This is a genomic window from Methylobacterium oryzae, assembly GCF_036441375.1.
Lineage (GTDB): Bacteria > Pseudomonadota > Alphaproteobacteria > Rhizobiales > Beijerinckiaceae > Methylobacterium > Methylobacterium oryzae_A.
Window position 1 is genome coordinate 1347955 of record NZ_MLCA01000001.1, and the last position, 20034, is coordinate 1367988.

Annotated in this window: 16 protein-coding genes and 1 pseudogene; 9 read left to right on the forward strand and 8 right to left on the reverse strand. The window is 72.5% G+C overall.

Going from position 1 to position 20034, the window contains the following annotated elements:
• Nucleotides 1-79: 79 nt before the first annotated feature.
• Both MOTC310_RS06445 and MOTC310_RS06450 read right to left on the reverse strand, forming a co-directional pair.
• Nucleotides 80-1138: an ABC transporter ATP-binding protein gene (locus tag MOTC310_RS06445; RefSeq protein WP_331301190.1), complete on the reverse strand. Its 1059-nt coding sequence runs from the start codon at nt 1136-1138 to the stop codon at nt 80-82.
• Between the two features lie 4 nt (nt 1139-1142).
• Nucleotides 1143-1829 carry a Crp/Fnr family transcriptional regulator gene (locus MOTC310_RS06450; RefSeq protein ID WP_331290648.1) on the reverse strand — a complete coding sequence of 229 codons (687 nt, stop codon included), beginning with the start codon at nt 1827-1829 and terminating at the stop codon, nt 1143-1145.
• Nucleotides 1830-2073: 244 nt separating this feature from the next.
• Between MOTC310_RS06450 and MOTC310_RS06455 the strand changes: the two genes are divergently transcribed.
• Nucleotides 2074-2976 (forward strand): UDP-3-O-acyl N-acetylglycosamine deacetylase, encoded by a 903-nt coding sequence (locus MOTC310_RS06455; RefSeq protein WP_331301191.1) that lies wholly within the window; start codon nt 2074-2076, stop codon nt 2974-2976.
• A 27-nt stretch (nt 2977-3003) separates the two neighbouring features.
• Here the strand turns inward: MOTC310_RS06455 and MOTC310_RS06460 are convergent, their stop codons facing one another.
• Nucleotides 3004-4071, reverse strand: coding sequence for an HD-GYP domain-containing protein (locus tag MOTC310_RS06460; protein WP_331290650.1), 1068 nt, complete (start codon nt 4069-4071; stop codon nt 3004-3006).
• Nucleotides 4072-4335: 264 nt separating this feature from the next.
• On the opposite strand from MOTC310_RS06460, the gene MOTC310_RS06465 reads away from it, so the two are divergent.
• Nucleotides 4336-6201 (forward strand): ABC-F family ATP-binding cassette domain-containing protein, encoded by a 1866-nt coding sequence (locus MOTC310_RS06465; protein ID WP_331301192.1) that lies wholly within the window; start codon nt 4336-4338, stop codon nt 6199-6201.
• Nucleotides 6202-6270: 69 nt separating this feature from the next.
• Here the strand turns inward: MOTC310_RS06465 and MOTC310_RS06470 are convergent, their stop codons facing one another.
• The gene (locus MOTC310_RS06470; protein WP_331301193.1) at nt 6271-7575 is read right to left on the reverse strand and encodes an aspartate aminotransferase family protein; all 1305 of its coding nucleotides are present in this window, start codon (nt 7573-7575) and stop codon (nt 6271-6273) included.
• Between the two features lie 92 nt (nt 7576-7667).
• On the opposite strand from MOTC310_RS06470, the gene MOTC310_RS06475 reads away from it, so the two are divergent.
• Nucleotides 7668-8522, forward strand: a complete 855-nt coding sequence (locus tag MOTC310_RS06475) for a LysR substrate-binding domain-containing protein (RefSeq protein ID WP_331301194.1) — start codon at nt 7668-7670, stop codon at nt 8520-8522.
• Between the two features lie 68 nt (nt 8523-8590).
• Here the strand turns inward: MOTC310_RS06475 and MOTC310_RS06480 are convergent, their stop codons facing one another.
• On the reverse strand, nt 8591-9256 hold the full coding sequence (locus MOTC310_RS06480; RefSeq protein ID WP_331301195.1) for a hypothetical protein: 666 nt from the start codon (nt 9254-9256) through the stop codon (nt 8591-8593).
• A 706-nt stretch (nt 9257-9962) separates the two neighbouring features.
• Here MOTC310_RS06480 and MOTC310_RS06485 point away from each other — a divergent pair.
• From MOTC310_RS06485 to MOTC310_RS06510, 6 genes are all read left to right on the forward strand, one after another.
• Nucleotides 9963-11027, forward strand: a complete 1065-nt coding sequence (locus MOTC310_RS06485) for a WcbI family polysaccharide biosynthesis putative acetyltransferase (protein WP_331290658.1) — start codon at nt 9963-9965, stop codon at nt 11025-11027.
• A gap of 80 nt (nt 11028-11107) precedes the next feature.
• Nucleotides 11108-12136 carry an alpha/beta fold hydrolase gene (locus MOTC310_RS06490; RefSeq protein WP_331301196.1) on the forward strand — a complete coding sequence of 343 codons (1029 nt, stop codon included), beginning with the start codon at nt 11108-11110 and terminating at the stop codon, nt 12134-12136.
• A 117-nt stretch (nt 12137-12253) separates the two neighbouring features.
• A complete protein-coding gene (locus MOTC310_RS06495; RefSeq protein WP_331301197.1) occupies nt 12254-12691 on the forward strand; it encodes a GlcG/HbpS family heme-binding protein in 438 nt (145 codons plus the stop codon).
• A 2-nt stretch (nt 12692-12693) separates the two neighbouring features.
• Nucleotides 12694-14280, forward strand: coding sequence for a peptide ABC transporter substrate-binding protein (locus MOTC310_RS06500; RefSeq protein WP_331301198.1), 1587 nt, complete (start codon nt 12694-12696; stop codon nt 14278-14280).
• Nucleotides 14277-15200 (forward strand): ABC transporter permease, encoded by a 924-nt coding sequence (locus MOTC310_RS06505; RefSeq protein WP_331301199.1) that lies wholly within the window; start codon nt 14277-14279, stop codon nt 15198-15200. Before MOTC310_RS06500 ends, MOTC310_RS06505 begins: the two co-directional genes overlap by 4 nt.
• Before the next feature lie 14 nt (nt 15201-15214).
• Nucleotides 15215-16300 carry an ABC transporter permease gene (locus MOTC310_RS06510; RefSeq protein ID WP_331301471.1) on the forward strand — a complete coding sequence of 362 codons (1086 nt, stop codon included), beginning with the start codon at nt 15215-15217 and terminating at the stop codon, nt 16298-16300.
• A 24-nt stretch (nt 16301-16324) separates the two neighbouring features.
• On the opposite strand, the gene MOTC310_RS06515 is transcribed toward MOTC310_RS06510, so the two are convergent.
• The 3 genes and pseudogenes from MOTC310_RS06515 to MOTC310_RS06525 form a co-directional block, all read right to left on the reverse strand.
• Nucleotides 16325-17281 carry a D-2-hydroxyacid dehydrogenase family protein gene (locus MOTC310_RS06515; RefSeq protein ID WP_331301200.1) on the reverse strand — a complete coding sequence of 319 codons (957 nt, stop codon included), beginning with the start codon at nt 17279-17281 and terminating at the stop codon, nt 16325-16327.
• A 69-nt stretch (nt 17282-17350) separates the two neighbouring features.
• A pseudogene (locus MOTC310_RS06520) lies at nt 17351-18932 on the reverse strand (dihydroxyacetone kinase subunit DhaK).
• Between the two features lie 229 nt (nt 18933-19161).
• Nucleotides 19162-20007, reverse strand: a complete 846-nt coding sequence (locus MOTC310_RS06525) for a carbohydrate ABC transporter permease (RefSeq protein ID WP_234082978.1) — start codon at nt 20005-20007, stop codon at nt 19162-19164.
• Nucleotides 20008-20034 lie beyond the last annotated feature (27 nt).

A 20034-nucleotide genomic window follows, 5' to 3' on the forward strand; every position in this document is an offset into this window, starting at 1 on the left:
GCCGCTCACGGATCGCGTCCCCGGTCGCCCCGCCGGGCGGGCAAGCGGCGATCGCGACCGGCCCTCGCCGTAGCGGGCGTCATGCCGGCAGGATCATCGCGGCGTCGGCCGCGAAACCGGCGCGCGCTTCCGAGCCCGGCATCTCGCCAGCCTCGGCGGGCCGCCCGCTCGCCCGCAGGGTCGCGCCGTCGGGCAGGCGCAGCGTCCGGCGCAGCCGGTCGCCGAGGAAGACGGCGTCGGTGACGACGACCGGCAGGCCCTCCGCCCCCAGGACCACGTCCTCCGGCCGCACCGCCACCACCACGGAGGCCCCCTGCGCGAGCGCGGCCTCCGCGACGCCCCGCACCGGGCCGTGCGCGGTCTCCACCGTGCGAATCGTGCCGGGGCCGCCGGCGCCGAGCCGGCCGGGGATGAGGTTCACGTCGCCGAGCAGACCGGCCACGAAGCGGCTCGCCGGGCGCCGGTAGAGATCCGCCGGCGGGCCGACCTGGACCAGGCGGCCCGCCTCCATGACGCCGATCCGGTCGGCGAGCATCATCGCCTCCTCGGGATCGTGCGTGACGACGACGAAGGCGGTGCCGAGGCGGCGCTGGACCGCGCGCAGCTCGCCCTGCGTCTCCTCGCGCAGGCCGCGATCGAGCGCGCCGAGCGGCTCGTCGAGCAGCAGCAGCTTCGGCTCCCGGGCCAGCGCCCGCGCCAGGGCGACCCGCTGCCGCTGGCCGCCCGAGAGCGTCCCCGGCCGACGGTCGCCGAACCCCTCCAGCCGCACGAGCTTGAGCAGGTCCGCGACCCGTTCCGCCAGGGCCGCGCGGGCGAGCCCCTTCAGGCCGTAGCCGATATTGCCGGCCACGCTCATGTGCGGGAACAGGGCGTAGGACTGGAACATCATGTTCACCGGCCGCCGATGGGGCGGCAGCGCCGTCAGGTCCTGCTCGCCCAGCAGGATCCGCCCCGCGGTCGGGCTCTCGAAGCCCGCGATCATGCGCAGGAGGGTGCTCTTGCCGCAGCCGGACGGGCCCAGCAGGCAGAAGAACTCCCCCGACTCCAGATCGAGGGAGACGGCGTTCACGGCCCGGTGGGTGCCGAAGCGTTTGGTCAGCTCCTCGAGCCGCAGGCGCGACGCCGGCAGGGCGGACAACGGATCAGGAATCCTCGCGCAGCGCCTCGGCCACGCGCGCTTCCAGGAGGTCCGGCCGGCGCAGGACCAGGGCGCCGCGGGTGCGGTCGACCAAGCCCTCCGCCGCCATCGCGGTGAACTCGCGAGTCACCTGCTCGCGGCGGCATCCGATCCGCGCGGCGAGGACGTGGTGGTAGGGCGGCGGCGAGACCACCCGCTCGCCCGTCGTCCCGGTCCGGGGCACGGAGAGGCGCAGGAGCTCGGCGTAGAGCCGGTGCTTGAGGTCGAGCAGGGCGTGCTCCATGAGCCGCGTGTTCAGCTCGCGCACGCGCTTGGCCAGGAGCCGGAACAGCCGGTCGGCGATCGCCTCGGAGGCGAACACGATCTGCCGGAAGACCGGCGCCGGCACGACGCAGACCTCGCCGCGCGTCAGCGCCGTGACGTTGGCCGAGCGGCCGATTCCGTCGATCGCGGCGAGTTCGCCGAAGAACGCCCCGCCGCGCATCTCGCCGAGGATGACCTCCTTGCCGGACTGGGTCCGGTTCAGGATGCGGACCTCGCCGGAGGCGATGAAGTACACGTCTGTGGAGATGTCGTCGAAGTCGACGAGGACCTCGTTCTCGTCGAAGCGGCGCCAGTGGCAGCGGGGCTCGTAGGGGCTCAGCTCGATGCCGGGATCCTTGAAGAAAGGTATCGTCCCCAACCGCGCCATCGATCGTGTCCCCTCAACTCCGGCCTCCGTCCCTGCCCTGACAGGGGCCGACCAGCAGATCTGGGGACGGGAGCAGCCCGCACAGTGAAGCCGCGCCCCGCCGGGGCGGTGCTGGATCGATCGGGCAGCGCAATCGTGACGGTCGCGGGCTGGGCGGTCAAGCCGCGCGCCGATGAACAGGAGTTTATTAGCGTGGATCCGGTACGAGGGCTAAATTCCTGGCCCGCCGAGGCGGGCAGTATCGATGCACCAAGACGTTCCCTTCCCGCACGCGACATCCTCCCCGGGGCCCCGGCAGCAGGCGACGCTCGCGCGCTCCTTCGAGCGGTCGGGGCGCAGTCTCCATTCCGGGCGGCACGCCACGGTCCGCGTCAGTCCTGCCCCGGCCGGGCACGGCATCGTCTTCCGCCGTCACCTGAAGGACGGGCGCGCCATCGACGTGCCCGCACACTGGCACTACCGGGAATCGCAGCCGCTCTCCTCGGCGCTGCGGCGCGACGGTGTCCTCGTGCGCACGATCGAGCACCTCATGGCCTCGCTCAGCGCGCTTCGGGTCGACAACGTGCTGGCCGAGATCGACGCGGACGAGCTGCCGATCTTCGACGGGAGCGCGACGCCCTGGTGCGAGGCGATCCGGGCCGTGGGTCGGCGCGAGCAGGGCCTGCCCTGCCGGATGATCCGGGTGCTGCGCACGGTGGCGGTCGAGAACGGGCGGCGCCGCCTCCAGATCGAGCCGGGCCGCGGCCTGCACATCACCGGTCACGTCGCGCTGGCGCATTTCGGATCGATCGACTGGTCGGGCGCGATCACGCCGGACGCCTTCGAGCGGGAGATCGCGCCGGCGCGCAGCTTCGGCCGCTACATGCGCGCGATGGCCGGCCGCGCCTACGGCTACATGATGCGCACTGACTTCCTGCAGGGCGTCTCGCCCCGCTCGGCGGCGCTCCTCGTGCGCGGGCACGTGCTCGGCGGCATGCGGGTCCCCGGCGAGCCGGTCCGCCACCGCATCCTCGACTTGGTCGGCGACCTCGCGCTGGCCGGCCACCCGGTCGAGGGGCGGATCGCGGCCTTCCACACGGGCCACGAGCTCAACCACGCTCTCGTCTCCGCCCTGATGCGCGACAGCAAGGCCTGGGAGCTCGTCTGAGCGACGGGCCGCCGACCGGGCGCCGTCTCAGGCCGAGGCGCGGCGCGGGGCCTCGCAGGCGACCGCGACCGCACCGAAGGCGCGGACCAGGTCCGCGTCCAGCTTCGCCGTCATCGACCCGAGGATCGCGTAAGCCTCCCGCGGGCTTTTCGGCGCCTTGTAGGGGCGCGCCTCGATGAGCGCGGCGAAGATGTCGCAAATGGTGATCAGCCGGACGAAGTCGGGGATCTGCTGCCCGCGCAGCCCGTCCGGATAGCCCGACCCGTCGAGATACTCGTGGTGGGACCGGACCACCGACAGGGTCAGCGCGTCGTAATCGCCCGTGAGCAGCATCGCGTGTCCGAGGGCCGGGTGACGATCCATCTCGGCGCGCTCCGTCGGCGTCAGCGGCGCGGGCTTGTTCAGGATCGCGAGGGGGATCTTGGCCTTGCCGATGTCGTGGAGCAGCGCGCCTTTCACGAGATATCGGGAATCGGCCTCGTTGAGCCCCAGGACGCGGGCGAACTCGGCCGCGATGCCGGCCACGCTCAGGCAGTGGCGGTGCGTGACGTCGTCGAAGCTCGCGACGACCTTGAGCCAGTCGCGCACCTTGGCCTCGCGGATCGCCTGGTTGACCAGGTCGGCGCCGTTCTCGACCATCGCGGCCGGCGGCACCTGATCGGGCCGGAACAGGCTGACGAAGGCCGAGCGGGCTTCGTCCACGTGCTGCCGCCAGGTGCCGGTCGGCGGCGGGCTCGGCGCGGCGTTGGTCAGGGCCGCGACCGCGTTCAGCAGCATGGCGCTCGCCGCGGAGGCCGGCATCGCGCGGGTCGCGCCGAGGGCCGTCGCCTGGATCTCGCCGCGACCGAGGTTGCCGTGAATCAGGGCGAGGAACGGTGTGCCGGGGCCGCGCGCGGTGGACAGCGCCTGTCGCAGGCGCCGCACGGATTCGGATGTCAGCGCGCTGACGTCGCTGATGATCAGCGCGGCCCCCCGCGGCGGGACGGCATCGCCGTAGAGGTCGTGCAGCACCACGGACGTGCCGCCGCCGAGACCGCGCGCGAGCCGCTCGCCGCGCTCGATATCGTCGGTCAAGATCAGGGTCTGGCCCAACATCCCCCTCCCGCGGCTCGCCCCCGTTCGGGCGCCTGACCCACCGGCCTGCTTACGGTGTCAGGCCGGATTCAGAATATATTCAGCTAAATGCACAGCACTCACAGCAGCTTTGACGGCATACCGTTAAAATTCCGACTGTCGGATAGGGTCTTCATCGCTTCTAATAGACGTTGAATTCCCGCACCGGATCGCCGCGGGGGTTGGCGCCCGGTCCGCGCGGAGGCGGCGCTTGCCTCGCCGCGTCCGGACCGCCAGAACGCCGTCATGCTGCGCGTCAACGACCTTACCTATCGCATCGGCGACCGTCTGATTCTCGATTCCGCGAGCTTCACGATCCCGGAAGGTGCCCGCGTCGGCCTCGTCGGGCGCAACGGGGCCGGCAAGACCACGCTGTTCAAGGCCATTCTCGGCGACCTGCCGGTCGACGCGAAGTCCGTGTCTCTGCCCAAGGGCATGCGGATCGGCGCCGTCGCCCAGGAGGCGCCAGCCGGACCGGAGACGCTGCACGCCGTCGTGCTCGCCGCCGACACGGAGCGCGCCCGCCTGATGGCGGAGGCCGAACACGCGGACGGGCTGCGCCGGGCCGAGATCGAGACCCGGCTCGTGGATATCGGCGCCCACTCGGCGCCGGCCCGGGCCGCCGCGATCCTGCACGGGCTGGGCTTCGACGCCGCCGCCCAGTCTCGGCCCTGCTCGGACTTCTCCGGCGGCTGGCGGATGCGCGTGGCGCTCGCCGCCGTGCTGTTCTCGGAGCCGGACCTGCTGCTCCTCGACGAGCCGACCAACTACCTCGACATCGAGGGCACGCTCTGGCTGTACGATTACCTGGAGCGCTACCCGCGCACCGCGGTCATCATCAGCCACGACCGCGACCTGCTCGACACCAGCGTCGACCACATCCTGCATCTCGACCGCGGCAAGCTGACGATCTACCGCGGCGGCTACACGAGCTTCGCCAAGCAGCTCTCGGAGAAGCGCGTTCTCCAGGCCAAGGCGAAGGTCAAGCAGGATGCCGAGCGCGCGCATCTCCAGAGCTTCATCGACCGGTTCAAGGCCAAGGCCACCAAGGCGCGGCAGGCCCAGTCGCGGATGAAGCGGCTCGCCAAGATGGAGCCCATCGCGGCGCTGCTGGAGGACGACGTGCCGGTGATCCATCTGCCGAGCCCGGAGAAGCCCCTGTCGCCGCCGATCGTCGCCATGGAGCGGGTCAAGGCCGGGTACGGGGACCGGATCGTCCTCACCGGACTCGACCTCAGCCTCGCCCCGGACGACCGGGTGGCGCTGCTCGGCGCCAACGGCAACGGAAAGTCGACCTTCTGCAAGCTGATCGGCGGCCGGCTCGGACCCGTCGCCGGCGAGGTGAAACGCTCCTCCAAGATGGAGGTCGCCTACTTCGCCCAGCACCAGCTCGACGAGCTGCGTCCCGCCGAGAGCGCCTACGCGCATGTCCGGACCCTGATGCCGGACGTACCGGAGGCCAGGGCGCGCGCCGCCACGGCGCGGCTCGGATTCGGGGCCAACAAGGCCGACACGCCGGTCGAGAAGCTGTCCGGCGGCGAGAAGGCGCGGTTGCTGATGGGGCTCGCGGCCTTTCACGGCCCGCACCTCCTGATCCTCGACGAGCCGACCAACCACCTCGACATCGAGAGCCGGCAGGCCCTCGTGGAGGCGATCAACGACTACGAGGGCGCCGTGATCCTCGTCTCGCACGATCGCTTCCTGGTCGAGGCCTGCGCCGACCGGCTCTGGCTGGTCGCGGACGGCACGGTGAAGACCTTCGACGGCGACATGGACGATTACCGGCGCTTCGTCCTGTCGGGGCCGGATCGCGAGGCCGAGCGCGACACCGAGCCGTCGGGCGGCCAGAAGGCCGAGGCGCGCCGGGCCGGCGTCGAGCGCCGCGCGGCTCTCGCGCCGCTGCGCAAGCGGCTGGAGGCCATCGAGGCCCGCATGGCCAAGCTGACCGCGGCGATCCAGAAGATCGACGCGGCCCTGGAGGACGGGTCCGCCTTCCGGGAGAACGCCGCCAAGGCCGGCGAGATCGCCAAGATGCGCTCGGACGCCGCGACCGCGCTGGCCTCTGCCGAGGAGGAGTGGCTGACCGTCAGCGCCGAGATCGAGGCGGCCTGACGCGCTCGCCCGCGCGTCTCGGTCGAGCGCGCGGGCCGGCCGGCGCGGGCGACCGGCGCGTCGGCCACCTCACGCCGAGCCTTCGATCGCCCGCTCGAGAATGTCGACGCCGAGGTCAATCTCCGCGTCCGTGGCAGTCAGCGGCGGGGCGATGCGGAACACGCCGCCCATGCCGGGCAGCTGCACGATGTTCATGCTCAGCCCGAGTTCGAGGCACCGCCGCGTGATCGCGTCGCCGAGCTCCGGCGCCGGCACCTTCGTGTCCCGGTCGGCCACGATCTCCAACCCCTGCAGCAGCCCGCGCCCGCGCACGTCGCCGATGCAGGCGAAGCGCTGCTGCAGCGCCCGCAGCCGCGCCGCCAGCCGCGCGCCGGCCGCCTCGGCCCGGCCGACCAGGCCGTCGCGCCGGACGATCTCGAGCACCTTCAGCCCGACCGCGGCGGGCAGCGGGTCGGAGACGTGCGTCGTGTAGAACAGGAAGCCGCGGGCGTGGCTGAGGTCCTCGATCTCCGGCGTGGTCAGGACCGCCGCGAGGGGCAGGCCGGCGCCCAGGGTCTTCGACAGGGTGAGGATGTCGGGCACCACCCGGTCGCGCTCGCAGGCGAACATCAGGCCCGTGCGACCGATGCCCGTCTGGGCCTCGTCGAGGATCAGCAGCATGCCCCGCTCGGCGCACTTGCGCTTGAGCGCCGCGAGGTAGCCGGGCGGGAGTTCGAGGATGCCGCCGGAGCTGAGGATCGGCTCCGCCAGGAAGGCGGCGAGGTTGCCGGTCGACTGCCGGTCAACCAGGGCGAAGGCGTAGTCGAGCTCGGTCTGCCAGTCCGGGGCCCCGTCGCGCTCGAAGACGGGCCGGTAGGCGTTCGGGGCGGGGATCGCGAAGGACCCGACGGGCGCCGGGCCGTAGCCCTTGCGGCCGGCGCTGTAGGTCGCCGAAGCCGCGCCCGCCGTCATGCCGTGCCAGGATTGCGCGAAGCTCACGATCTCCCAGCCGCCGGTGGCGAGCTTGGCCATGCGCAGGGCGGCCTCGTTGGCCTCGGCGCCGGTGGTCAGGAGGAGCGTCCGCTCGAGGCCGCCCGGGGCGAGGCTGGCCAGTTCCGTCGCGAGATCGACCACCGGCCGGCTCAGCATGCCGCTGAACAGGTGATCCAGGTGGCCGACGTGATCCGACACGACGGCGGCGATCTCGGGGTGCCCGTGACCCAGGATCGCGCTCATCTGGCCGGAGGTGAAGTCGAGGATCTTCCGGCCGTCGGCGTCGTAGACGAAGCTGCCCTCCGCCCGCTCGATGATGACCGGCGCGAAGGAGCCGCCGTAGCGCACCAGGTGCCGGCGCGCGCGCGTCCAGAAATCGGGGTCGTCGTTCCGCGTCGTCATCGATCCGGGTCCCGTGCAGAGCCCCGCCATGCTAGGGCCGCCGCCGACCCCGGAGAAGCTTATAGTTCTGAACCGAGGGTTCAGGGATCCTGATGGCTCAGAGCCTCGACATCGACCTCTTGCGCAGCTTCGCGACGGTTGCGGAGACGGGCGCGCTCAGCCGGGCCGCGGAGCGGGTCGGGCGCAGCCAGGCCGCCCTGAGCATGCAGATGAAGCGGCTGGAGGATCTCGTCGGTCAGCCGATGCTGCGACGGACCGGGCGCGGCGTGGTGCTGACGGTCCAGGGCGAGCGTCTCCTCATCCACGCGCGCCGGATCCTGGCCGCGCACGACGACGCGGTGGCGGAGCTGTCCGGCGGACGCCTCAACGGCACATTGCGGTTCGGCTGCCCGGACGATTACGCGCAGGCCTTCCTCCCGGCGCTGCTGCGCGGCTTCGCGCGCCTTCATCCCGACGCCGCGATCGAGGTGGTCTGCGCCGCGACCCCCCGTCTGGAGGACCGGCTCGGCCGCGGCGGGCTCGATCTGGCGCTCGTCTCGGTCCCGCTGGCGGCCGGGCGCGAGATCCTGCGACGGGAGGATCTCGTCTGGGTCGCGACGCGGGGCGCCGCGGCGCCGTGGCCAGACCCGCTGCCGCTGGCCCTGGGCGACCCCGACACGCTCGACCACCGGGCGGCGCGGGCCGCGCTCGACGAGGCCGGGTGGACCTACCGGATCGCCTTCGCGAGCGGCAGCCTGTCCGGGCTGCTGGCCGTGGCGCGCTCCGCGCAGGCCGTCGCGGTCCTCACCCGCGCCGCGGTTCCGTCCGACCTGCGCATCCTGACGCGCGGTAGCGGCCTGCCCACGCTGCCGCGGATCGGTCTGACGATCCGCCTGGACGAGGTGCACGCCGCGCCGCTGACGCGCGCCTTCGCCGCCCACCTCCGCGCGACATTGCCGACGCTCTGACCGGGCGGTCGCGTCCGGAATCCCCCTGCTCCGAGCCGGGCAGGCCGGGGCCGGCCGCGAGCGCGGCCCTAGCCCGCCTCGGACGATTTCCGCCAGACGACGACGATCTCGTCGTTGTCGACGTTGATCCAGTTGATGTGCGTCCGCGGATGCGCTTGGCGGATCGTCTCGAAATGCGCGCTGTTGCAGAGGAGGTAGATGTCGTTCCCGGTGTCGTCCAATCCGGCCTCGGCCTCGTGCAGGACGGAGCGCAGGCTCGGGCTCGGCAGTTGCACGGCGCGCAACTTCCTGCCGGCGACCTCCGGAAAGGCTAGGCTCCAGGCCGCCGTTACCCGCGGCGTGTCGTACGTCACGACCGTGTCGGTGCCGACGCTCCGGGATGAAGAATGATCCAGCCGGACATCCTCGCTCCAGTTGCGGTTGGCGGCGCCGACCGTCTTCGTCGTCTCGGGTGAGACGACCGGCGCGGTCGCCACCGCCGTCGCCATCGCCGCGGCGGCGACCTGTGTGCCCCGCCGGTCGGCCACGTCGCGCGCCGCGTCGATCATCTGAATGCGGCTCTCGACCAGGGCGAAGACGGCGCCGGCGGCCTCCGGCGTGAGCGTGTATATCGACCGCGGATCGGGCGCCGCGACGGGCTTCACGTCGTGCGCCGTCGCGAGCGCGGACGCCTCCACAGGGGGCGCTTTCTGTGCGGCCGCCGCGATCGCGGCCATGGGAGGTACGTAATCCATCGCGCAGTCTCCAGCATTCGATCCGATGCGAGCCCTGGCCTCCGTCCCGCGCGGCGCCATCACCCGGGCATCGTCCGGCTGCCGGTCGCCGGCCGCGACGCGGAGCGACGACGGGCACGCGGCGGGGCGATACGGAGCGTCGCGGCCACGCTTGTCCGGCGACCGCGACCTTCGATCGCTCGGGATCGAGCCCGGGCGTGCAGGATGATCGGTTCGGAGCCCGCCGCGTCCGCCCGACTGGCCGGTTACGCGGGACGACGGCGCGAGAGGGAGACCACCTCGATCATTGGGGCCCCGCCGGTCCTCATGACCGCGAGCGCCCCATCCGCGAGCTTCATGCCTCGTTGAATCGGATTTGAAGCCAAAGACTTGATGCTGTCAACGGCATGCAAGTTGCTCTGGCGAAATCTTCGGACTTTCCGCTGACTTGAATTGGCCAAGGTCTTCGCGATGCTGCCGCGGCAATCCGCACGATGATCCGTTCCATTTCTGAAATCGGTCGGTTTGGCTTGGCCGATCGAAACTATCTGGCCGCGGCGCCGCGAGGCCGGGCGATCCACAGAAGACTGCGATTGCCCGAGCCTCGGACACGCCGTGCGGGTCTCGTGGACGGCCCCAGGCCGGGTCGGGATCGGCGGTCCCGACCCGCGATTTCCGCAGGGATGCGGTGTTTGCCCGCGGCCCGCGGACATGCGAGAGAGGCCGGATGTTGACCGTCGATAGCCTCTGGCGCGCGCGGCACCGGCTCGCGCAGTTCGGGAAGAAGCGGACAGGTTCGCCGCGCATCCTCGTGATCGGCGTCTGTCAGGCCGGATCGATCGCCAAGACGATGCGCTACCTGCTGCCCCACGCGCAGGTGGATTTCGTCTCGGCGTTCACCGCGGCTCGCCGGTTCCCGCGGCTCGCCGACCTGATGGCGCACGCGGACGGGTACGACCACGTCTTCACCAGCATCTACCTGCCCAAGTTCAAGGGCGGCGGCACGATCGACACGCTGCGGACGCATCCGAAGGTGCGCCTGATCCCGACCATCGTGTTCAGCGCCTACCATCCCGACCTCGTCCACGTGGGCGTGCAGGATTCCGTGACGCTCAACGGCCTGATCTCGGGGCCGATGGGGCACTCGCACTCGGCGATCACGCTGTTCGCCTACCTGTCCGGCTTCTCGCAGGCGCAGGCGCTGCGGCTGTTCTCCGAGCCGGTCTTCGAGCGCCTCGGATATTTCAACCTCTGGGACGAGTCGGTCGCGTATCTGCGCGGGCTCGGCGTCCAGGCCGGGTACGATCTCGACACACACCTCACGCGCTGGGCGCGCCGGGGCTGCTTCATGCACTCGATCAACCACACGAAGCTGTACGTGGTGGCCGACCTCGCCCGGGGGCTGCTGACCCGGGCCGGCGTGCCCTTCGAGGAATGCGACCTCGACGCGTTCCTCCCGGACGATCTCGGCGGCCAGGGCAGCTGGCCGGTCTATCCGGAGATCGCCCAGCATTACGGCGTGCCCGGCAGCGCCCTGTTCTTCAAGGCGGAGACGCGCCGGTCCGGTCCTGCGCGCACGATGAGCCGCGCCGAGTTCGTCGCCGCCTCCTACGCGAATTACGACCGGCGCGAGCGGAAGCTCCTGATCTCGCAGCGCGTCCAGGGCTGGCTCAACGATCCGCCCACGGTGGACTTCCTGCGCGAGGCCGCGGGTCGGGCCGAGGCGCCGGCGCGGCCGGTGAGCCGAACCCCGGCGGTGAATGCCGGCAGCCTCGCCGGCCACGCCTCGTAGGGGCCGGCTTGGCACTTCCCCTCGGTCCCGGCGTTGTCGCGCACGGCCCGCTGCGGCGGGATGGACGCCGAGGTGTTCCGATGGATTCTCTGTCCCGCCATCGCACCGGCCGCAGCGCGGCCGCGGCGGCCCTGACGCTCGTCGGCTCGGCCGCGGCTCTCGTCGGCTGGAGCTCGCTCGCGGTGAACCGGCGGATGACCCTGCCGCCCGCCCTGCCGGGCCGGCACGAGCGGCTCCGGACCCGGCGCGCCGGCGCGCTCTCGCTCTACGGGTCCGCCGAGGCAGAGGGCGTGCCGCTCCTGCTGATCCATTCCATCAACGCGGCGGCCAACGCCTACGAGGTCCGGCCGCTGTATCTCCGCTACCGCGGCACGCGGCCGGTCTACGCGCTGGACCTGCCGGGTTTCGGCTTCTCGGAGCGCTCGCGCCGCCGCTACACGCCGCGCCTGATGGTGGAGGCGATCCACGCGGCGGTCGACGAGATCCGGAGCCGCCACGGCGGCTGGGCGATCGACGCGCTGGCCCTGTCGTTGTCGTGCTCGTTCCTCGCCCGGGCGAGCCTGGAACGGTCCGACGCCTATCGCAGCCTCGCGCTGATCAGCCCGACCGGGTTCGACGAGCGGCTCTCCGGGGAAGGGCCGCCGGACGGCCATCGCGGCCGCGAGTGGCTGCGCCGCGTCCTCGACCGCCCTCCCCTGGGGCGGCCGCTCTTCGACGCCCTGGTGACGCGGCCGAGCATGCGCTTCTTCCTGGAGAAGACCTTCGGCTCGTCCGACATCGACGAGGGGCTGCTCGCCTACGATTACGCCTCCGCCCATCAGCCGGGCGCCGAGCACGCCCCCTTCTGCTTCATCGCGGGCCACCTGTTCCCCACCGACGCGACGCGCCTCTACGAGCGCCTGCGCCTCCCGGTCTGGATGGTGCACGGCGTGCGCGGCGACTTCGTCGACTACAGGCTGGTGCCGCGGGTCGCCGACCGGCCCAACTGGCGCGTCGAGACACTCCCGACCGGCGCGTTCCCGCATTTCGAGCAGCCGGAGGCGGTCGCGTCCGGATACGAGGCGTTCCTGGCGAGCATCATTCGCCTGCCGGCGGCGCGACCGGCGTGACCCGGTAGCGCGGCCACACGGGGTCGTGGGGCGGGCCAACGCGCGTCGGTGGACCCGGCGCGCCCCGGTCCGTAAGGATAAGGCCGCCGTCCGGAGCGGCGTCCGTGTTGGAATCCGATGATCGACCTGACCCTCGAGGCCGCCCGCACCATCGTCGACACCGCCCTGCGGGAGGCGCGGACCCGCACGCTCAAGCCCCTGGCCGTCGTCGTCTACGATGCCCGCGGCGCGCTCAAGGCGGTCGCGGTCGAGGACGGCACGTCCCTGCGCCGGGCCGAGATCGCGAGCGGCAAGGCGAACGGCGCTCTGGCGCTCGGCCTCGGCTCCCGGGCGATCCACGCGCGGGCGGAGCAGCAGCCCTATTTCGTCGCCGCCGTCACCCATCTCGCCGGTCCCGCCGCCCTCGTGCCGGTGCCCGGCGGCGTGCTGATCCGCTCCGCCGAGGGGCGCCTCCTCGGCGCGGTCGGCATCTCCGGCGACACCTCCGACAACGACGAGATCTGCGCGGTCGCCGGGATCCAGGCGGCCGGCCTGAAGCCGGACACCGGCGCCTGACCGTGCACCCGCGCCGGCGCGACTGGCTGGCCGGCGCGATCGCCCTCGCGGCCGTGCGGCCCGCCCGCGCGGCCGACGCGCTCTACCGCCGCGGCAACGACGCCGATCCCGAGACCCTGGACCCGCACCGCTCGTCCACGGTCGCGGAGGCGCACATCCTGCGCGACCTCTGCGACGGGCTTCTCACCTACGACAACCGGGGCGCGATCATCCCGGGCGCGGCGCGCGCCTGGTCGGTCTCCGAGGACGGGATCAGCCTGCATTTTGACCTGCGCCCCGACGGCCGCTGGTCGAACGGCGAGCCGGTCACCGCGGAGGATTTCGTCTACGCGTTCCGCCGGATGCTCGACCCGGCCACGGCCGCGAAATATGCCGAGATTCTGTTCCCGATCCGCGACGCCGCCGCGGTGAATCGCGGCGAGAAGCCGGCCGATGCCCTCGGCGTCGCCGCGGAGTCGCCGCTCCGGCTCGCGATCAGCCTCGCGCAGCCGACGCCCTACATCCTGGAACTCCTGACCCATCAGACCGCCCTGCCGGTCCACCGGGCCTCGGTCGAGCGCTACGGCGACAGCTTCACCCGTCCCGGCAACCTCGTGAGCAACGGGCCCTACCGGCTCGCCGACCGCGTGCCGGGCGGCGCCATCACGCTGGAGGTCAACCCGCACCATCCCGATGCGGCGAGCTTCGCGATCCGGCGCGTCGCCTTCCTGCCGACGCCCGACATCGCCGCATCGGTGCGCCGCTACGCCGCCGGCGAGATCGACTCGCTGTCCGACCTGCCCGTCGACCAGATCGCCGACCTGCGCCGCCGCTTCGGGCCGCAGGTGGTGCTCGGCCCGGCGCTGGGGCTCGCGGCGCTGGTGGTGAACACCCGCAAGGCGCCGTTCTCGGACCGGCGCGTCCGCCAGGCCCTGTCGCTCGTCATCGACCGGGAATACCTCGCCGACGGCCTCAACGGCGGCACCATGAGCCCGGCCTACTCCCTGTGCCCGCAGGGGCTCGACCATTACCGGACGCCCCCGGAGACCGAGGGTCGCCTCGGCCTGCCGATCGACCACGAGGCGGAGGCGCGCCGGCTGCTCGCGGAGGCGGGCTTCGGCCCGGACCGGCCGCTGACCGTGGAGTACCGGTTCAACATCAGCGACAACAACCGCACGGTCGCGGTGGCGATCGGCGAGATGTGGCGTGACCTCGGGATCGTGACCCGCTTCGTCTACACGGACGCGAAGACGCATTTCGCTTACCTGCGCGACGGCGGCGACTTCGACGTCGCCCGCTACAGCTGGATCGCCGACTACTCCGATCCGCAGAACTTCCTGTTCCTGCTCCAGAGCGGGAACGACGGCATGAATGCCGGCCGCTGGTCGGACGCCGCCTACGATTCCCTGATGGCGCGGGCCGCCACCGAGCGCGACCTCAGCCGCCGCGCCGGCCTGCTCTACGACGCGGAGGCGATCGCCCTGCGCGAGCTGCCCTGGATCCCGCTGATGCACTACCGCTCCAAGGCGCTGATCGCGCCGCGGCTGCACGGCTACCATCCGAACCTGCGCAACGCCGCGCCGACGCGCTTCATGAGGCTCGACGCGTGATCCGCTTCATCCTGCGCCGCCTCCTCCAGGCGGTGCCGACGCTGCTCGCGGTGGTGACGGTCAGCTTCTTCCTGATGCGGCTCGCCCCGGGCGGGCCCTTCGACCTGGAGCGGCCGCTCGCGCCCGCCGCCATGGAGAATCTGCGCCGGGTCTACGGCCTCGACCGGCCGCTGCTCGCGCAGTTCGGGAGCTACCTCGCGGCGCTGGCGCGGGGCGACCTGGGGCCGTCCTTCTCGTTCCGGGACCAGAGCGTCCTCGACCTGATCGCCCGGGGCCTGCCGGTCTCCGCGACGTTGGGCGCCCTCGCCCTCGCTCTGGCGACGGTGCTCGGGGTCGGGCTCGGGATTGCGGCGGCGCTCCGGCGCGGCGGATTCGTGGACCGGCTGCTGGGCGTCGGCGCCGCCCTGACCCTCTCGCTGCCGAGCTTCGTTGTCGCGCCCCTGCTCCAGATCGCCTTCGGGCTGACCCTGCGCTGGCTGCCGCTCGGCGGCTGGGGCGACGGCGCCCCGAGCCACCTCGTCCTGCCCGTCGTAACCCTGGCCCTGCCGCAGGTCGGCGCGCTCGCCCGGCTCACCCGCGCCTCGCTGGCCGAGGCGCTGCGGACGCAGCCGATCCGCACCATGCGCAGCCTCGGCCTGCCGCCGGCCCGCGTCACCCGACACGCCCTGCGCGGGGCGCTGCTGCCGGTCGTGGCCTATCTCGGGCCGCTCGCGGCGGCTTTGCTCACCGGCTCGGTGGTGGTGGAGACCATCTTCGGATTGCCGGGAATCGGCCGCTACTTCGTCGAGGGTGCGCTCAACCGCGACTACACGCTGGTGATGGGCACGGTGCTGCTGGTCGCCGGGCTGGTGATCCTGCTCAACCTCGCCGCCGACCTCGCCTGCGCGTGGCTCGACCCGCGCCTCCGGGTGTCGGCGTGACGCCGACCGGATCGGTGCCGCGGCCGGCCCGGCGCGCGGTCCTCCGATTTGCCCGGGAACGCACCGCCGTGGCGGCGCTCGCCGCGCTGGTCCTGGTCGCCCTCGCCTGCCTGGTCGGCCCGGGCCTCACCGGCCACGATCCCGAGCGCGCCTATCCGGACCTGCGCCAGCTCCCGGCCGGCCTCACCGCGCAGCCCGACGCCGAGCGTCTCGGGCCGGCGCTCGAGCGCTTGGCCTTCCGGATGCGCGCGCGGCTCGACGCGGTCGAGCGCGCCGGCGACACGATGCGGCTCACCCTGGCGTCCGACGCGGGTGTCGATCGGCGCAGCCTGATTTACCTGCCGCGCTCGGCCCTGTTCGGAGCGCCCGTCATCCTGGACGAGCGGGACGGCGGCCGCGGCCTCGTCGTCGCGGTGCCGATCCGGCGCCTCCACTTCCCCCTCGGCACCGACATCCAGGGCCGTGACCTGCTGACCCGCTGCCTCGTCGCCGGCCGGATCTCGCTGGCGATCGGGCTCGCGGCCAGCCTCGTCGCCCTGCTCATCGGCGTCGCCTACGGCGCCACGGCGGGCTTCGTCGGGGGCGCCGTCGACGCCGCGATGATGCGCGGCGTCGACGTGCTCTACGCCCTGCCCTTCGTGTTCTTCGTGATCCTGCTGCTGGTGTTCTTCCGCCCGAGCCTGCCGCTCATGCTGGTGGCGATCGCCGCGGTGGAGTGGCTCGACATGGCCCGGGTGGTGCGCGCCGTGACCCTGTCGCTGCGCGAGCGCGACTTCGTCCGCGCCGCGCGGGCGCTCGGCCTCGGGACGCCGCGCATCCTCCTTCACCACATCGTGCCGAACACCCTCGGCCCGGTGGCGGTGACGGCGACGCTGCTGGTGCCGCAGGTGATCCTGCTGGAGAGCTTCCTGTCGTTCCTCGGGCTCGGCGTGCAGGAGCCGCAGACCAGCTGGGGCGTCCTGATCGCCGAGGGCGCCCGCTCCATCGAGGCGGCGCCCCACCTGCTCGCGGCCCCGGCCGCCTTCCTGATCGCGACCCTGGTGGCGCTCAACCTGATCGGCGACGGCCTCGCCGACGCGCTGGATCCGCGCGGGGACTGAGCCCGCGGTCGGGCCCCCGCGACGTCAGCCCAGGCGCCGGATCGGGGCGCCGGCGAGCCAGGCTTCGATGTCCTCCACTGCCTGGGTGAAGAAGGTCCGGTAGTTGTTGCGTGACACGTAGCCGAGATGCGGCAGCGCCAGCACGTTCGGCAGTCGGCGGAACGGGCTGTCGGCCGGCAGCGGCTCGGTCTCGAAGACGTCGAGGCCCGCGCCGGCGATCCATCCCTCTTCCAGCGCCCGCACCAGCGCGGCCTGATCGACGATCGGCGCGCGAGAGGTGTTCACCAGGAAGGCGTCGCGGCGCATGCGGCGCAGCTCGGCCGAACCGAGGAGGCCGCGCGTCCGGTCCCCCAGCACGAGGTGGATCGTGACAACATCGCTGGCCTCCAGCAGCGCCTCCTTCGTGGCCGCCCGCTCGACACCGGCGGCGGCGGCGCGGGCCTCGTCGAGGTTCGGGCTCCAGGCCATCACCCGCATGCCGAAGGCGCGCCCGATCTCGGCCACCCGAGTCCCGATCTTGCCGAGGCCGAGAACGCCGAGGGTCGCGCCCGCGAGGTCGGTGCCGATCGTGCTCTGCCAGGGACCGCCAGCGCGCAGGGTCCCGCTCTCCGGCGCCACGTGGCGGGCGAGGCCGAGGATCAGCGCCCAGGTCAGCTCCGTCGGCGGCGTCGGGCTCGACTCGGTGCCGCAGACGACGACGTTGCGCGCCTTGGCCGCCGCCAGGTCGATGGCGAGGTTGCGCATGCCGCTGGTGACGAGCAGTTCGAGCCGCGGCAGCCGCTCGAGCAGCGCCGCCGGGAACGGTGTCCGCTCGCGCATGATCACGAGGATCTCGGCCTGCGCGATCCGCGCCACGAGGTCGTCACGGTCCGGGATGTGCTGGGCGATCGCGGAGACGGCGACGCGGTCGGAGAGGCGCGCCCAGTCGGCCAGGGCGAGGGCCGCCTGCTGGTAATCGTCGAGGATCAGGCAGGTGCGCATGGGCGTGGGGTAGGCCTCGGTGAGCGGAGCGTCAACGGAGGCCGGGCGACGACGCGCGGCGCCCGGCTCCTAGGCCCCGGCCAGAGCCGCGAACGCCGCCGCGACGCCGGCGGCCCCGGGATCCTGGACGCCGGCGAGGTCCCCGGCCGCCAGGTAGCTGGAGCCGGGCAGCCGCCGCGGCGGCCGCGAGGTCGCCGCTCCTCAGAGCCGCGACGGCGGGGATCAGGGCGTCGAGGAGGGTGCGGTCGCCGGCCTGAGCGCCGCCGTAGCCCTGCACGCGCGCCACGCCCTGCCCGAGCGCCTCGGGCCAGGCGGCGCCGTCCGCGAGGGCCGAGGCCGTCGCGGCGAAGAAGATCGAGCCGAGCACGCCGCTCGATCCGCCCACGGCGCGCCCGATCCGCTCGGCCAGCGCCCGGCACAGGGCGGCCGGGTCGGCCTGCGGCAACCGGTCGAGATCGGCCTGAACGGCGCGGGCGGCCCCGGCGAAGGTGGTGCCGGCGTCGCCGTCGCCGACCTTGGCATCGAGGCCGTTGAGGGCATCCTCGGCCCCGATCAGGGTCTCGGCGACGGCCCGGATCCGGGCCGCGGTGACGGCGTCGTGCGACGGCGTGAAGGCCTCGCCCGCGAGCCCCTCGGGCAGCGGTCGCAGGATCGGCGGCTGGATCCGGACGGCCATGGGCCAGGCCGGGACCGGGATGGGTTCCGACAGGGCGCGCTCCAGCGCGTCGTCGAGCGGCAGGACCGACAGCGAGGCGCCGTGCATGTCCAGCGCCGTCATCAGCGGGGCAGGCCCGAGCAGCAGGCGGACGCGCCGGCCCAGGTCGGTCGCGAGCACCGCCCGGGTGAGGACCTGCATCTCCAGGGCGGTAGCGGAGCCGAGATTGTTCACGAGCAGCGCCAGCCGGTCGGCACCCGTCACGGCCTGCGCGAGACGCGCGGCCATCATGCGGGCGAGGTCGGTGGCCTTCGGCAGGGTGATGCGCTCCGCGCCAGGCTCGCCGTGGATGCCGAGGCCGAGCTCGGCCTGCCCCTCCGCCAGCCGCTCACTGCGCGGCGAGCCGGGGATCGTGCAGGTGGAGACGGCGATGCCGAGCGACTTCGCCGCCCCGGCCGCCCGGCGGGCGAGGGCCGCGACGGTCTCCAGCGGTTCTCCGGCCGCCGCGGCGTGACCCGCCACCTTGTGCACGAACAGCGTTCCGGCGACGCCGCGGGGCTGCTTGGCGTCCGGAAGGGCGATGTCGTCGGAGACGATGACTGTCTCGATCCTGTGGCCCAGCGCCCGGGCGCGCTCGGCGGCGAGGCCGAAATTCAGCCGGTCGCCCGCGTAGTTCTTGATGACGAGCAGGCACCCGGCCGGTCCGGTCACCGCCAGGATTCCGGCCAGCACCGCGTCGACGCTCGGCGAGGCGAAGACGTCGCCGCAGACGGCGGCGCTCAGCAGACCCGGCCCGACGAAGCCGGCATGGGCCGGCTCGTGACCGGAGCCGCCGCCGGAGACGATTGCGACCTTCCCGGAATCCAACGCGGCGCGGAGGACGACGCGGATGCCCGGGTCGCCGTCGAGCCGTGCCAAGCGGCCGCCGCTCGCGGCGACGAGGCCGTCGAGGGCATCGTTGACCAGGGTGGAGCGGGCGTCGATGAAATGGGCCATGGCGTGACCTTACGATGGGCGGGTCCGCGATGCTGCGCTGGCGGATCCGCGCGTATTCTCCGCCTCGTCGAGCCCTGCTGGCAACGGTCCCCGTCCCTGCGAGCAGAGCGAAGCAATGCGGGCAGCGCCACGCCGACAAACGTGCCGCCGACAAACGTGCCGCCGACAAACCTGCCGCCGCCCTGGCTCGCTTGGCTGCGCGGGCGATGACGAAGGTCTGACCCGCCCCCTACTCCTTCACGGCGCCGGTGAGCGCGGACACGTAGTACTCGACGAAGAACGAGTAGAGGATCACCAGCGGCAGCGAGCCGAGAAGCGCGCCCGCCATCAGCGAGCCCCACTTGTAGACGTCGCCGTCCACGAACTCGCTCACCACCGCGATCGGCACCGTCTTGTTCTGCGTCGAGGACAGGAAGGTCAGCGCGTAGATGAACTCGTTCCAGCACAGCGTCAGCGAGAAGATCCCGGCCGAGATCAGCCCCGGGAAGGCGAGCGGCAGGATGATCTTGGTGAGGATCTGCCACCGGCTGGCGCCATCCATCAGCGCGCATTCCTCCAGCTCATAGGGAATGGTCTTGAAGTAGCCCATCAGGAGCCAGGTCGAGAACGGGATCAGGATCGTCGGGTAGGCCAGGATCAGGGCGATCGGCGAGTCGAACAGGCCGTAGGCCTGGATGATCGTGGCGAGCGGGATGAACAGGATCGAGGGCGGCACGAGGTAGGCGAGGAAGATCGCCGCTCCGACCCAGCCGGCGCCCCGGTAGCGCACGCGGACGCAGGCGTAGGCGGCGAGCACGCTCGCGAACAGCGACAGCACGGTCGCCGCCACCGACACGTACATCGTGTTCCAGAGCCAGCGCGGATACTGCGTCTCGAAGAGGAGCTTGTTGATGTGCTTGAGCGTCGGATCCACGACCCAGAACGGGTTGAACCGCTCCATGTCGATCAGCTGCTCGTCCGGTTTGATGGCCGTCAGCGCCATCCAGTAGAACGGGAACAGCAGCACGGCGAGGATGAGGAGGAGCGGCAGGTAGGTCGTCACGAGCCGCCGGGGCAGCCGCTCGAGATAGGCCATCCCCTCCGAATTGTCGGTGAGCCCGGC